The 16,165-nt window shown below is 71.8% G+C and carries 2 protein-coding genes; both read right to left on the bottom strand.

The features are described 5' to 3' along the window. Positions 1-86: 86 nt before the first annotated feature. A complete protein-coding gene (locus J2S42_RS33390; protein WP_307245660.1) occupies positions 87-3,575 on the bottom strand; it encodes a hypothetical protein in 3,489 nt (1,162 codons plus the stop codon). Then, positions 3,526-16,119 (bottom strand): toxin glutamine deamidase domain-containing protein, encoded by a 12,594-nt coding sequence (locus tag J2S42_RS33385; RefSeq protein ID WP_307245658.1) that lies wholly within the window; start codon positions 16,117-16,119, stop codon positions 3,526-3,528. The genes J2S42_RS33390 and J2S42_RS33385 overlap by 50 nt, the downstream gene beginning before the upstream one ends. Positions 16,120-16,165: the final 46 nt, after the last annotated feature.

Genomic DNA, 16,165 nt, shown 5'->3' with positions numbered 1-16,165 from the left:
GGCGCCGCCGGATCTTCGACGGCGCCGATCACCACTTGACGTCGCGCCCGCCCGCACGGTTCACGTGAACGCGGGGTGAATCGCGATCAGCAGTTGGCGAGGATGTACGTCAGTGTCTCGATCAGCGAGGCCCGCGCCGCCTGGCCGGAGTCGCGCAGCATGTATCGCAGCGCGTCCAGCCGGCCGACGAACACGGTCCGGTCGACCGGGTCGACACAGTCCGGCGGCGGCGTGCCCGGCTTCCGCGCGGTGCTGGACACCTTCTTGACCCGGCGCAGGATCTGGACGAGCCGCGCGTCGGTGTGCGGATTCGCGGCCGCTTGCTCCTCGGTCAGCGTCATCACGTCCGCCACCGACTGGAACACGTCGATCACGGCCCGGTCGACCGCGGTCCGCGCGGTGGCCCGCAGCAGCTCCAGCGCCGCGTCCGGCGACATCCGCCCGGCCAGCACGATCTGGAACAGCAGCCCGTCCATGGGGAACCGCTCGTTCCGGCCCCCGGTCTGCGCCAGGAAGTCGTACGCGAACGACGCCGGCACCGGCCCGCCGGTGTACGGCGGCTCGACGCCGAGCAGGCTCGTCGCGGCCGGGACCAGCTTCTCCGTGCCGGCCGCGTCCAGGCCGAGAGCGACTCGGAAACCGGCCAGCCGCTCGCCGTCGGGCGCGGTGGCGATCAGGTGGTCGAGCGCGTCCCGTACCCCCGGGTCCGTCAGCTGTTGCGCGTTGTCCCGATGGAACTCGGCCGCGCCGGGGCCCGCGGTGAGCAGCCCGGCCAGCACCGGTGGCAGCGCGGTGCCGTGCGGCGTCGCGGGCAACGCGGACGCGGCCTCGAACAGCTTCCTGGTCAGCTTCGTCTCGGCCACGGTGCTGCCGTCCTGATCGAGCAGCTTCCAGGAGATCTGTAAGTCCGAGGTCATCGACTGCTGGATGATGACCGGCCGGTACTGCTCGCGCAGCGCGTCGAGGCGCTCGGCGTTCGGCTGGGTACCCATCGAGGTGACGACGATCGGCACCTCGCCCCACCACTCGTGCTCGCGCAGCGCCGACTCCAGCTGGTCGAGCGCGTGCGAGGTGGTGCCGCTCAGATCGGAGGTGAGCACCGGCCGTTTCAGGCCGGCGGCCAGCGCCGGCAGATCACCCACGGTCCAGTCGCCGAATCCGCGCGGCGGGGGCACCTCACGGGCCGGCGCGGGCAGGCCCAGCGAGAGCTTCGACAGCGCGCCCGCCGCGGTCCGGTCGAGCCGGATCACGTCCGCCGCCGCCCGGACGAATCCACGCACGACCTCGGTGACATCCCCGGGCCCCGGTGTGCCGGTCAGCCGGTCCAGCCCTTGCAGGGCGTCCCGCCAGCTCTTGGCCGCGGGCGAGCTGGGGAACTTCTCCAGCACCTCACTGATCCGTGGCTCAGCCTGGAACACTTGCTCGGTCAGGCTGTCGATCCGCTCCTGGGTGCTGCCCCCGTCCAGCATCCGCAGCTCGTCCGGGGGTCTCTGCTCGACCTTCATACGCCAGACCTGGTGGTGGTCCCAGGAGGACCCGGGCCCGCCTGGTTCCTCGAGCGAGAATCGGGACCCGGTGGCGGTTGCCTCGAACCGCCGCCGGTACGCCGCGGTCAGCCTCGGCCAGGCGAGGCCATGGTACGGGTCCAGCGTCAGCGTCTTGGCCTCCTGGTTCACCTGACTGACGTGGCCGAGGCGGATCGTCCAGCCGGCGCCCCGCAACTCCGCCATCAGGTCACGCCCGTCGTGCAGGTCCGGGTCGCGATCCACCAGGAGGAACTGATCGATGTCGAGTTCCAGCGGCCTCCGCGCGCGGACGACCTGGCCCTTCGCGTCGACCATGACGCGAATCAGCAGGTCACCGTCGTCACCGAACGACTTGCGGTAGAGGGCGAACCCGGGCAACGTGAGATCGTCGCGAAGGCGCTCGCCGTCCGTGACAACCGACTGGACAACGGCCATTGCCGACTCCGCGCCGATTTCCTCCGCGATCTCCGCGTAGAAGCGGGTGTCGGTGGGTGAGAGCGGCGCAGCCGTCCAGCGGTCGCGGCCACCCGGGCCGGTCGAGCGCCACAGCTCGTAAATCTCGGCGCCGCTGCCCGGATCGATGATCTGAAATCGGTTCGGCTCGGCGGGCCGGCCGGAAACCCTGCGCGACATGCCACCGTCCATCGTCTCCGTGACCACCCGGAGCTGCCGGGCCGGCACCCAGTTCGGATCCGTGCTGGTCCAGGCGGGCCGAAGCATCTGCGGGGTGGCGAAATCGCCGCCGCCGAGCGTCCACCCACGACTCTTCAGGCGCTCCCGGGCGATGTCGCGGGCTTTCTCCCGGCTCAGACGGTAGTCGTGCTTGTCCGGGCTGGAGCTGCTCAGCATCTCCATGCCGTAGACGGTTTGCAGGGTTCGCTGCAACTTCTCGTTGACCACGGACATGAATTGGAACCGGGAGGTGGTGGCTACCGAGGCCACGTAGTAAGTCACCAGGTCCAACGCGCCCGGCACGTCCGAACGGTTGTTCAGCTGGTAGGTCCCGGCAAAGTTGCTCTCCAGCTTTGTCGACGCCTCTAGCGTGCCGCGCGGCGAGCCATCAGGGCCGAAGACGTCGAAGCCCGAGAAGCCGTACGGCCGGGTGTCGCCATGCCGCGGCGCTTTGGCCACGACGTAAGAGCCGTCCGGCGCCACACCCACGGTGTACGGCGGCATTGTCCCGGCGGCCGGGGCCGGCGGCATCGTCCCGTGCTGCATGAGAACCGTGACGTCGCCCGGTCCGGACTGTGCCGGCCCACCGGGCTGGTGGCGACGGACCCGGTGCGCCTCGGTGAGCCGCCGCCAGGCGGTGGACTCCTTGTACGGGTTGACCGTCACGATCCTCGTGGCGGCGTCGACCTGGTGGTCGTAGCCGGCGCGGATCATCCAGCCGGCGTCGTACAGCTCGGTGATCAGCCGGTCATTGCCGCTCGCCAGCTGGTCCTCGTCAATCGGCAGCGGGCGCTGGGCCCGGACCACCCGGCCGTCGGCGTCGAGCATCGCGCGCACCTGCAGCGAGTCCCCGTCCACCGTCATGCGGTAGAGGGCGAACCCGGGCAGCACCAGGTCCGCGCGCACGCGCTCGCCCCGGTCGACGATGATCTGCACCATCTCCTCGGCGGTCATCTCACTGTCCGGGTCACCGAAAGCCCGGTAGTAGCGGGCATCCGCGTCGGACAGTGGCGCGACGGTCCACCGTGCGTCACCGCCCGCGCCGGTCCACGGGTACAGCCGGCGCACCACGGCACCGGTAGCCGGGTGCACGACGTCGAACGTGCCGCCCTCGGCGTGGCGGCCGGCCACCCGCCGCGTCATCCCGCCGTCCAGCGTCTCCGTGATCACTGTCAGCCGCGTGCCGTCGGCGGCGACGGGCGCCCAGCCGGGCTCCTCGCTCGTCCACGCCGGATGGCTCACGCCCCGGCCGGCGGCGCCGTCGGCCGGCAGCGTCCAGCCGCGGCTCTCCAGCCGGGCACGAGCGATCGCGTTCGTCCGGGTGCGGTCAAGGACGAACGCCTGGTACTCCTCTCCCGGGGCGGAGAGCTCGGTCATCCCGTACTCGGCCCGGCGAATCTGCTGGACCCGCGGGTTGGTGACGTCGACCGACCGGAAGAACGGCCGGCTGCTCCTCGCGGTGATGTAGAACGTCGTCAGCGGGTACGTCCGAGTGGTTCTTCAGTTCCTCCGCGCCGGACCAGTCCGCGCCCTCGGCGGCCCACACCTCCATCGTGCCGCGCGCACGGCCGTCCGGGCCGTACACCCGGAAATCGTCCTCCGGCGTGGCCACGACGTACGAGCCGTCCGGCGCTATGCCCACCGTCTCCGACGGCAGGCCACCGTCCCGGCTGAACATGGTGGCCGCAGGCGGGATCGGTGTCGCACCGCGCAGCACCTCCGACATCAGCCGCTCGGCGGTCTCGTACGTCAGGATCAGACTCTGCAGGATGCCCTCCGCCGCACCCGCGGGCAAGGAACCGGTCAGCCGGTCCAGGCCGCTACGGATCATGCCGAGCGAGGAGCGTGCGGACCGGGCCGCGGTCCGCTGCACGTCCGTCGCGGTGCCGGTCAGCGCCGCGTCCAGGGCCGCGTCGGCCCGGCTGCGGAACGCATCCCAGCGCGACCGGGCGGCGGCCGCGACGGCGCGTACACCGTCGGCGGTCTCCGGGACCAGCGGCGTCGGCTCCCCGGCGATGTCGTTCAGGATGTACACCGTCGTGTCGCCCGCGGACGACGCTACCGATACGTGCACCTGCCCCTGGAACTCGGAGAACCTCACCAGGGACTGCGAGTGGGGATCTACCCCCGGGGGCGGGTCGAGGAGGAAGTTCGCCGGGATGAGCACGTCGCCCGGCCGCACTCCCCTCTCGCGGAGCTGGTGGCCGGGACGCTCCGCGAGCAGGCGCTTGACGTATGCCTGCGGCAACCGGCCGGAGCCCTGCGGGACGAGCTGGAGGGGCGACCGGACGTCGATGTACTGCCGGACGAGACCGCTCAGAAGCGGAAGCGACGGCGGGAAGGAGTACGCCTGCCCACTGGCGTACGACCCGAGGCGGATCGTTCCTCCCTCGACCGTGACCCCGAACAGGACCGGGGAGTCGCTCTGCACCAGCTGGCCGGTGGGCGTCACGTTGTACTCCACCGCCCAGATGCCGCTGTCGCCCAGCTGAGCCATTCCCACCGGAAGCGCTCCGACACGCCACGGGTCTTCCAGTTCCTCACCGGGATCGATGTCGTGCAGGGCCATGGACGGCACGGGCAGCGGGTCGCCGAGAAACGGCATCAGCGCCGTGGTGTCCAGCATTCCGACCGGCCAGTCGACCTGCAGTTGTTGCCCGGCCTGCGCCGGCGGCGCCTGGATCCGGGCACCGTTCGGGTCGGGTGCCCAGTCGTTGAGGTAGAACAGCGCGGCCGCCTGCGCAATGTCGGCAGGGCGTGCGAAGACGGTCGACAGCAGGGCGGTGAGCGCCTCGTACTCCGCGTGGCTCTGCGGTGTGAAGATCCGCCAGCCGCCGTGGGATACGTACGGCGTGCCCGGCGTGTGGAAGCGTCCCAGATCCGGCGGGCCGGCCGGCAGCGCCACCTCATTCGCCGGATTCAGCGAGGCCAGCTGCGTACCGATGCTGAGCTTCACCTGGGCCTGGATCATGGCGGCCAGCTCCGAGCCCTGCCACAGGCGCCACTCGGGATGATCGTCCGGAAGGAGTTGCACCCTGAAGAAGGAGAGACCGAGCTTCTTCTCCCGGTGCGCATCGATGACGGTCTGCCCGTCGGGAAGGTAAGGGTAATCCGCGTCCCAGCCGACGGCGCGGTACTCGTAGCCGTGATCGACGCCGGTTCTGGCGTTGCCACCGAGCCGGTACAGCACCTCGCGGTGCTGGTGGAACAGGCCGGCCAGACGTGCGTAACCGTCCGCGCCGGCATACCGGCTGAGGAATCCCGAGCTGACGTGAACGTGGCTGGACGCCCTCAGAACGTGGTGCTGCCCGGTCGGCACCCAGTTCCCCGCGTCGTCAGGCTCGTAGTAGATCGGGTCGCGGACCTCCACGGTCGCGCCGGCCTCAGCGAGAATCCTCTCGATCTCCAGCAGGGTCCGCCACGTCTCCGGCGAGCTGGTCAGGATCGGCGAGATTATCTCTCCGTCGACGGTGTTGTCCCGCTCGAAGGCCCACTTCCCGGGTACTGGATCGGAATGCTGCGGCTGCTGCTCCTCGGAGTAGGTCAGCCCGAGCTCGTACAGCCTCCGCCCGATGGTCTCCAGCCGCTCGGCGACCGAGTCCGACTCGACGAAGCCGTCCTCGTCGACGAACCGGTCATCGGCCGGTATTACGAACTCGATCTCCAAGCCGAAGCCGACCTTCGATGCGGCCTCGTCCATGGCGTCGTCGATGTAGTACGGAATCGGCATCTGCCCGCGGGTGATGCGGTCATATATCCACGACGGCATGTCGGACAGCCTTGGCGGGAACGACGTGGTGTGTGGGTTGTCCACGGTCGAGGCAACAGCTTGGTTTGCGCCGTAGTCGACTTGAACGGGATAGAGTTCGACCGTGGTCTCCGGTACCGGGGTTCCGGTCAGCAACGGTGCGAGCATGCTCCGCGCGGACTCGTCGAGCTCCAGAATTCCGGTGGCCGCCTGGTCCACCAACAGCCGGATATCGCCCAGTTCGGCCGCGATCAGCGCATCGTCGATCGTGTTCATCCGCTGCTCGGCAAAGCTCGTCAGGCTTCCTACCGCGGTCCGCCAGACCATCGCCACGTCGGTGGCCGCCGGGTTGCGCTCGAGGATCTCCGTCACGCGCGATTCCACGGCTCGCACCTCATCACGCAGGGCGACGACCCTTTCGCGCACGGTTGTCGCAGGCGAACGGACCGCGTCCGCGGCACGGCCGGGCGTCGTGGTCTCGGGCGCCTCCACGACGATGTCGTTCCGCGTGAACGCGGCCGGACCGGCACCCGCCGGGACCGAGATCGTCTCCGGGCCGCCGGTCCGCTGTGCCCGGGCAGCGCCGTCGCGCTGGAACAGGATCGCCAGCTGCACCCGGGCCGACACGTCGTCCACCAGTGACAACAGCCGTCGTGCGGCCTCGTCGTCGGCCGGTTCGCCGGCACCGGGGAACGGGAGGTCCGTCAGACCGGGGAACCGTCCGGGTTCGCGGGCCGCGTCCACCATCGCACCGAACAGCGTGATCGCCGCCTGGAACTGGCCGGTGCCGACCGCACCCAGGCGGAACACGGCCGCCCCGGTGGCCGGTGACGCCAGGTCCAGGCGCATCGGCCCGTCCGTCGCGTCGTGCGCGGCGCGCAGCTCGGCGAAGGACGCCCAGCCGTTCGACGGCACGGCCGGGCCGCCCGGGGCGATCACGCCGAGGCGGTGCAGCACCGGCAGGTGGGCGTGGAAAAGCCGGGCCAGCCGCAGGTACGCCGCGGTGTCCGTGCCGAACCCGGTGGTGATCCGGAGCGCGGCGAGGCCCGGCGCGGGCACCTGCGCGTGCGGCCCTCCGAAGACGAGCTCGGTGAGCGCACCGAGCGACCGCCAGCCATTTCTCAGGCCCTGGACCGGCAGCACCATGCTGCCGGTCTCCCGGTCCAGCCGGACGGACCCCGCCGCCTGGTCGACGCCGTCCGGGAGCCCGGTGGCGCCGCCCGGCCGGGTCAGCACGATGTCGGCGTTCGCGGGTAGCGGCAGGTCCAGCAGCACCGGTACCCGCTGGGCCGGGAAGTCGATGCCGTCGGCCGCCGTGCGGACCAGCTCGAACGCGTCGCCGGGGTGGTCCCGGACGAGGTCGGCGATCGCGCCGGATGTGAGCCGGCCGTCCCGCAGGCGGCGGCCGAGCACGAACTCGCGGGCCGCACGCGCGGGCATCTCGGTCAGCCGTTGCAGCCCCACGGCCCGGAACGCGACCTTGACCAGGTCGTTGGCCCAGGCCAGTTCCTCCTCGCGGACGTGGGCGTGGGCGCGCAGACGGTCGCGCCACGGCCGGTAGCCCTCGAGCAGTCGCTCGCGCGGGTCGGTGGACACCTTGCTGTCGGCGGTGAGGTACTGGGCGGCGAAGGCCGTCCGGTCGAGCGTCAGGCCCAGCTCGGATCCGATGAAGGCCAGATCCCGCACGTCCAGTCCGGACCGGCCGGACAGCGCGGCCAAGTTGCGCGGCAGTGCGCTCGGCCGGAAGCCGGCGGACTTGAAGATCGTCCAGAGGGCGTCGGTGACCGCTGGAAGCACGATGCCCGAGCCGTCCCAGGTCCGCCCCGGCCGGGCACCCGGACGGCTGCGGATCTCGTCGAGCCGGTTGACGACGTGCTCCCGGTAGACCCGGCCGACCACGTCGAAGCGGCTCTGGTCGGTGGACCGGACGTCGTTGAGTGCGCTGAGTCCGTCCTCGGTGACGAACGCCGACGGATGGACCCCGGCCCGCTCGGCGAGTGCGAGCAGTTTGGCACCGTCATGGATTCCCAGCTGCTGGGCGAGATCGGGCAGCTCGACCGGAACGCGGCCGAGCCGGACGCTGGACGCTCGCACCCAGGACGCGGGGACCAGGAGCCGGGCCGCCACCGTGGCGATCTCGTGCCGGTCGAGGCGGAGCTCGGTGACCAGATCGTCCACCATGGCGTGCCAGCGCTCGACCTGACTGCTGGTCAGCCTAGCGGCGTCCGGCCGGATCAGATCGAGGTCGACGCCCAGCAGCCGGGACAGCACCACGGTGCGGTTCCAGAGCGGCCCGTCGGGCTTCGTCTCGTGGGTGAAACCGGCTGTCGCCAGCGCGGAGAGGTAGAGCGGGCCGGTCGTCCGGTCGGCCGCCGCCGCCTGGTTGATCGCCTTGAGGACGGCCGGGACGCGCTCACCGAGCGGCAGCTCCTGCACGTCCATGTCGAGCACGTGCAGCGCGGCCGGATCCGTCTTCCGCAGCCGCGCCACGTCGAGGATCGTCTCCGGGTCCTGCCCGGCCCGCCGCGCCACCTCGCTGATGCCGTCGGGGAGCCGGTGGATCGCCACCGCCAGGTCGTGGATCGGCACCGCCAGATCGGGGATCTTCTGCGTCCCGCGCTTGAGCAGCTCGGAGAGGTCCATCAGGCGCCGGGCTTCGAGCCAGGGGCGTTTCAGGTAGTCGGTGCGCAGCGTGGATGCCGGGATCCCGAGACTCGTCGCCCACCGCTCGGGCGCCCACAGTTCACCGGCACGGTTGATCTGGTCGTCGGTCAGCCGCAGCGTACGGTCGTCGTCGAGGTCGGCGAGATACTGGCCGATCTCCGCATCGGTCAGCGTGTCCGCGGCCCGCTGCACCGGGTAGAACCGGACGCCGCGCGCGTACAGCGCGGTCATGTCGTCCAGCCGGTCGGCCAGCGCGTGCAGTGGCCCGGACGCGACGGAATCGGCGGCGCGGAGGGCGGCCCCGGCGTACGCGGCCAGTGCGCGCACGTGCGCGAGGTTGTGGTTCAGCGCGGCCGAGTACACCGCCGGGCCATCGCTCAACGGCGGCCCGCCCCGCCGGCCGGTGACCCTGCTGAGCGCGTTCACCGCCGTGCTGCGCCGCGAGGCGGCCTCGTCGAGCTGCTCGACCAGTGGCCCGGCGAGCGTGGTCTCCGCTTCGGTGGCCCGTGCGGCGGACTCACGCAACGCCGTGGCCGGTGCATCCAGGGACCGCAGCCGGTCGAGCGGCTCCGTCAGGCTCCACTGCATCGGGAACTCGGCCTGCAGGACCGAATCCAGATCGTCGCCGATCGTCTGCCGCAGCTTCTGGGCCCACGCCTCCACTCGGGAGATCAGGTCCCGCACCGGGCCGTCGCCGTGCACCGTCCCGCCGTTGGCCGCGGCGGCCTTGAGCAGTGCGAGCGTCTCCTCCAGGTCCGCGCCGAACAGCGCGAGTTCTCGGATCGGCGCCACCGTGAGCCGGCTGAGCCGAAGGCCGAGCCGGTGCACGTCGATCCGCCGGTCCGACTCGGGCGAACTCCACCGGGCCGTCTGACGGAGCAGCCAGGCCTCCCGGAGACGGCCTTCCCGAACCGGTGAGTACGCCTGCGCGGTGTCGATCAGTTGCCGGGTGACCGCGTTGTCCCGGATGCGGACCGGCCCGGCTTCGGTGTCCGCCGCGACGGAATCCCTGATCAGGTTACCGAACGCGGTGAGGTCTGCCGGGTCGAGCGCGACGCGTCCACCCTCCGCCACCCGGAGGAACTGCGCGCCGGTGGTACCCGACCAAAACGCGATACGGCCCAGTTCGGTGGGGATCCAGCCGATCTCGGCTGACAACCGGAGCAGCGAGGGCAGGTGGGAACGGTCGAGGCCGGCCCGGGTCGCCGCGGCCATCAGATTCTCCGGGTCGCCCCACGGCATGGCGAGGAAATCGGTGAACGCCTCCTCCCCCACGTCGCCGAGCCGGTACCGCCATTCGGCCATCTCCGCGGCCGAGTAGTCCCTCCGGGGCAGTCCGCTCATCAGCTCGGCACTCGGCGCCGGGGCCTCCGGCAGCAGCAACGACCACTGCACGCGCAACAGCTCCAGCGGCACGTCGCCGAAGAACTCGTGCATCAGAAGCTCGACATGCCGGGACGGCAGCAGGAACTGCAGATCGGTGACGGGCACGCCGAGCCGGGCGGAGAGCGTCACGTACCGGCTCAGGGTCCCGTCGCTCGCGCGGCCCTCGGTGCTCAGCAGCCGGCGAATCTCCCCGGCCACCCGCCGACCACGCGCCGTCGACTGGGCCGCCAGCCCGTCCCGCAGTCGCGCGGCCGGCCCGGGCTCCAACGGCAGGGCCCGCCACTCGGTCCAGACACCGGCGTCGTCGCGCTCCCGGTACTCCTGGAATCCCGGTCCCGGCCGGGACTGCAGCCGGTCGCCGTCGGCCCCGGCATAGGGGTCGCCGAACGTGTCCAGCGCGGTGCGGATGTAGGAGGCGACAGCGGCTAGATGCGCGGGCGCGACGTCGAGCTCCTCGGCGATCGTGGTCACCTCGAGCCGGTCGCGCAGCCCGAGCGCGGCGGCGCCGTGATCCGCGGCGGTGGCGATGTCGTGCCGGAGGCGGGCGGTGTCCACGGCCACGGCCAGCGAGCTGTCCGGCAGCGCCAGCAGCAGCTCCGGCGGCACGCCCTCGCCGAGGATCGAGATCAGCGCCGGCAGGGCCGACTCGTCCAGGTCCAGCCGCGCACCGATCTCGCTGAGGTGCACCGCCTCGCGCAGCGTGCGGATGCCGTCCTGGACCAGCCGGTCCAGCAGCCTGTCCCGGGTGACCGGGCCGGTGCCGGACAGCTCACGGATCTGGCGGCCGAAGACGACCAGCGCCCGCGGGTCCACCCCGAGATCGACCGCGAGGTCGAGCATCGGGCCGGGAACGAGCAGACCGGTCCGGGCGGCGGTCTCCGCGATGTCGTACGGCGTCCGGCCGAGCGTCTCGATCCAGTGCAGCAACCGGTCGGCCGGGATCCCGCTCGAGCCGGGCAACGACCGCAGAGCCTCCAGCCCGATACGGGTGAGCCGGTATGCCGGTTCGGCGGTCACCCGCCGCCACCGGGCCTCGTCCACGCCACCGGGTGCGGTCTCCTGGGCGAGATAGCCGGGCGGTGCCGCGCGTGCCCCGGTGCCGGCCCCGTCCGGCGCGGCGGCCGCGGCCGGCAGGTCCAGCAGCACCTCCACCGCGTCCGGGGCATGGATCGTAATCCGCTGCCCGGTCGGATCGACGGTTTCGGCGTGCACGTCGGCGTGGGCGACGTAGCGGAACTGGCCACCGATCCGGAACATCCCGGCCGGGCTCAGATTCCGCAGCGTGACCTGCGGGAACGCACTGTCCTCGGCGGCCACCCGGGCGCTGAGCATGAAGTGGTCGTTCAGCGGCGGAGCCAACTGGCCCGTCCGGACTCCGCCGAGCATCGCGCGACCGTCCGACCAGGCGGCCTGGTCCAGATCGAACGCGCGGTCCGTCCTGCGCGCCGGCACCACGTCATTGATCAGCATCGCCGGCTCGGCCGGCGTGACCGTGTCCCAGTGCAGAACCGGGCCGATCACACCGTCGAAGTCGCGCGGTTCCGGACGCAGCCCGGTCACCCTCGCCGCGATCTGCAGTGGCCCACTGAACTCGACGATGCCACCGGAGATGCCGGACGGACGGTACGGCCCGGCGCGGTTCGCCCGCACTTCCAGCGTGACGTCACGCAGCTCATCCGGGACCTCGGTGGTGCCCTCGCGCGGGGCCGGGACCAGGTCGACGCCGTCGGTCAGCAGTTCTGCCCGGCTGCGGTGCAGCGCATCCACGGAGAGGAGGCCGACGAGCGGTATGCCCGGCCGATCCGTGCCGGACGGGCGCCAGAGGTCCCAGTCGGCGACGGGTCCGCCGAGCTTTCGCAGCTCGGCCGAGACGGCACGGGCCAGTGTCGTGTCCGGGTCCTGTCCCGGCTCGACCAGGGCGGCGGTCAGGCCGCGGGAGGCGGCGCCGGCCAGTTCGGCGCCGTCGATCACGGTGCGGCTGGTCCGGCCGGCGGTCGGCGCGAGCGGCGCGTACGTCGACGTGCCGCCGTCCGGTGCGGTGTGGCGGGCCAGGTAGACCTCCGGTGCACCGTCGCGTCCGTACCGGTCGGCCACGCCGTCCGCGTTGAAGACGTACACCCGGAGGTCGTGCCGTTGGGTCAGCGCGTCGAGGTCTGCGGCCGGGTCCAGGCCGGACACGTTCAGCCCCGGGTGCGTGGACCGCACCGCGGCGGTGACCGCGGCGGCCAGGTCCGTGCCCCCCCGTACCTGCTCCAGCCCCACGGGCAGGGTGGGCGGTGGCAGCTCCGAACCACTCGCCCCCGCCTGCGGCGTCAGCAGGCCGGCCCGGTCGTCCTCCGGACGCACCGGCCCGGGCGTCGTCCCGCCGTAGTAATAATTCGGGTGGCCGTATCCCACGGAGCCCGAGGGATACGCGGCGGAGGTCGTCGCGGGCGGCGCGGGGAATTGATACGACAGGGAGAAGGCGTCGAACTCGACCGCGGCGGAACCGCCGCTCGGAATGGTGATCCCCGGGTAGGGGCCGACCGCCGTGGTCAGCATCAGGGTCTGCGCGACCTGGGCGTTACGGCTGTACAGATCCGGCAGCGTGCCGAGCCATCTCGACTGGCTGTCGAGGACGAGAACGTAACCCTCCTCGTTGATGACGTTGAACATGTGACCACTGAACTGCGATGAGCCGGTGTTCATGTTCGCGGTCTGTGCGACGACCCCCCGGAATCCGTGGCCCTGGGCGTTCACCTCGGCGACGACGCCGGCCGAACCACTCAGCACCCGCTGGGCATCGCTGTCCCGGAACGCGTAGAACGGCTGGCGGAGCCGGATCGACGCCGCGGCCAGCGACTGTTCGGGCGTGTCCTGCGCCAACAGGTGCACGCCATAGCTGTCGTCGAACATGCTGTCCAACGCGATCGAACACGAGACGCAGTTCGTGGTACCCGAGTCGACGTTGACCTGCCCGACCTGGGGAAAGTACCGGGTCAGAAGCAGGGTCTTGTCCGCGTTGCTCCCGTGGGTGCTGTTCGCCACCACCGAGACCTGGCCCCACGACGTCGTCACCGACATAGCGAGCCGGCGCAGCAACTCCAGCTTGATCTGCCGGTTCCGGGCGTTGTAGTCGGCCCAGAGCTGTTGTGCCGCCTCCGGTGACTGGTACGCCGGGTGAGCGAGAGACTGGGACATCCACGCGTCGAGTGCCTGTGCGCGCTGCAGCATCGAGGACGGCGGGGGCGGGGGCGGAGGCAGTGGTGCTCCGGCCCGCTGGAGTCCCAGAGGAGGGTCGAGCAGGGCCGCCACCGTCTGCGGGGACTCGCTCCGCTCCTCGGCTCGGCCGTTCTCGTCCAGCAGAAGCACCCGCGTGCCGACCTGCCGGAGCTCGGCGACGTGTTCCTCGAGCTCGGCCGGAGACGCAGCGGCGGTCCGCTCGGAGATGCCCGGCCGCTGACTGTCCAGCCAGGTCAGCTCATCCGTTGCCGTCGCCATCACCCAGAACACATGCGACACGCCGCCCTCTCGACGGGGCGTGTGCACCAGCGCCATCGTGCCCGGGCGCCGGCGCATCTCCTGCAGCAGCCCGTCCGCGTCGGTCAGCGCGGTCAGCTTTCCGCCGAGACGGGTGGCCAGCGCTTCCACTGTCGCCGACTCCACCATGCCGGCATCGGCCGGGACGTTCCCGGACCGCCGGTGCACCGTGATGAACGCGCCCCACGCGCGCTGCACGCAGTCTTCCGGCGGCAGAACGCCAGGTCCGTCCATTCCGGGCGGGAGCTGCACCGCCCCGGTCCACCGGGTCACCCGCTGCACGGCCTCGGTGCGCTCGGCCGCGTCGGTCAGATCCGGCCGCTTGACCGGGCCGGCGGTGAGCGGCACATCGGCGTACTCGAACGCGACGGCCGTCACGCCCAGCCGCGCGAGGGCGGCGGTCCGGAGCCCGAGCGCCGAGGTCAGAGGGGACAGCACCGATCCGGCCACCGGATGGAGCCGGCCGACCGCTGTCACAGCCTGTGCGATCGAGTCCCGAGCCTGATCCTGGTCGGAGGTGTACGGGTCGCGCAGGTTCTGCACGGCCGTTCGCCAGAGCGCTGCGGTGGGCGAATCCGTGAACAGATCCAGCACCGCGTCGACCGTCCGCTCCACGGCACGGACATGCTCCCGCAGCCCGTCGAGGTCGACGCCGTCGCGGTGCGGCGCATCCACGGAGAGAAGGCCGGCGAGCGGTGCGCCCGGCTGATCCGTGCCGAACGGCCCACGGTCCGGGTCGAGCTGCCGATCGTGGAGCCCGGCGAAGCGCGGGTGCTCCGGGGTCACGTCGTCCGCGTCGTAGAGTTCGGTCGGGTTCGCCGCGTCCGGCCAGATGAGCATGCCGGCCCGGTCGTCCTCCGGACGCACCGGCGAGGTCTCCACGACGCCCTGCACGGTGTCCGGATCCATGTCCGCCGGCAGTTCGGCCGCTGGGCGGATGCTGGGGATGCCGTCCGTCGTGGGCAGGAAGCGGATCTCGGCGATATTTTTCGGTACCCGCGGCCGGCCCTGGCTCTGCCCGTCCAGGAACGCGAACTGCTTGCCCAGACTGACCACGTTGAACGCGTGCGAGACGGTCTCTCCCGCGCCGCGGACCACGACGATGCCGCGGCGCATCTTCCCGTCGGCGTTGCGAGTCATGGCCGCGGCGATCTGGGCCAGATCGTCCGCGGGTTCGAACCGGTGACCCGGGAAAGCGGTCTCCAGCAGATCGATGCGCAGCGGGCCGTTCGTGCCGTCGGCCTCGACCGGCAGCTGGCGCGGGTCACCCGCGGACGCCAGTGACATGTCCAGCGCGAGCGCGACCAGCACGCAGTTCTGCTCGTACGTCAGATCCGTCCGGTACTTCGGGTTGATGCGCGGAAGCCACGGCATGTACTGCCGGATGTCCGCCGCGGAGAGCCCGAGCGCGACCTCCACGGGCAGGTCCGGCCGGTCCTGGGCGGCGATCTCCGGCCCGGTCGACGCCGTGTCCGTGGACGAGACCGTGTCCCCGGAGAAGACCGAGTCGAAGGAGGTCGCCCGGGAGATGCCGGGCGTGCCGGGGGCCGGGTCGGGCTCGGCCACGCCCCGGGCGTTACCGGCTGCGGGTGATGCCGTCGTCACCGCGGCGGGGCGACCCTGGGCGTCGACCCAGAGCGTGGCCGGGTTCGCCCCGGGTGTCGCCCGGAGCAGCGCGACAGCGTCCTGCGGCGGCATCAGGCGGACCGCGGCCCCGCCGTCCAGTTCCGGGTCGATCCAGGCCAGGCCGTCCGGTCGGGACACCAGCCAGCCGAGAACGGGACGGCCCGAGCCGGTGGCCTCGATCCTGATCAGAGCACCGGAGCCGGGCGTACCGAGCAGCGACTGGACCACCAGCTCCGGGCGGGTCGGGACGGCGGCACCACCCCAGGCACGCACCACGTCGTCGACGGCGATCGCCCGCACGCTCCGGCGCAGCGCGGACGCGGTGAGTCCGTCCGGGATGCCGTAGAGCGCGATGCCGGCCGCCAGCGCATAGGCGGCGCTGGACGGACCGCGCCGCTCATCGCCGCGCAGCTTCGCCGGCACCCGGAGCGTGTCCCGGATGATGGTCGCGTTCAGGGCCAGGTCTATGAGCCGGTCCCAGGACGGTGGCGTGCCGTCCAGAGCGGAGTGCAGCGTCTCGCGGGCGGCGGCCTGGGCGCGCGACAGCACCCGTACCCCCACCGGGTCCTCATCGGTCTGCAGACCGAGCCGGTCGAGTGTGACCACGCGGGCCGACGTGGTCAGCCCGGGGCGGTAGGCCGCGTGCTTGCTCAGGCCGAACGCGTCCGTGAGGCCCTGCCACGCGTCCAGGTCGACGCGTTCGCCGGGCAGCGTGCCGAGCACGTAGCGGTCGCGGATCGGGCCGGGGATCTCGTCGAGCGCGCGGCGGACCCGGTCGACCGCGTCGAGCTTGCCGCGGGTGGACTCGGCGATGAAGACCGCGGTGGCGCCCGGCACTCGCGAGGTCTGCAGCGCGCCGGTGAGGATCACCGGGTCGACCGGGTCGGTCATCGCGCCGTCGAAGTAGAACACGCCGCCCGGTACCGCGATGAAACGGCCGTCCGCACAGATCAGCTGAAAGTTGCCGGCGCTCGCCACGTCGCTCTCCTCACCCGGCGCGATCAAACCCCCGGAGCGCCGATGC

Source organism: Catenuloplanes indicus (genome assembly GCF_030813715.1).
Taxonomy (GTDB): Bacteria; Actinomycetota; Actinomycetes; order Mycobacteriales; family Micromonosporaceae; genus Catenuloplanes; species Catenuloplanes indicus.
This window is presented reverse-complemented; position numbering and strand designations above follow the sequence as displayed.

What these genes read in the sequence shown, in the direction of transcription:
- J2S42_RS33390 (WP_307245660.1), bottom strand. Translation starts at nt 3,575, where the DNA reads ATGACCGAGCTCTCCGCCCCGGGAGAGGAGTACCAGGCGTTCGTCCTT.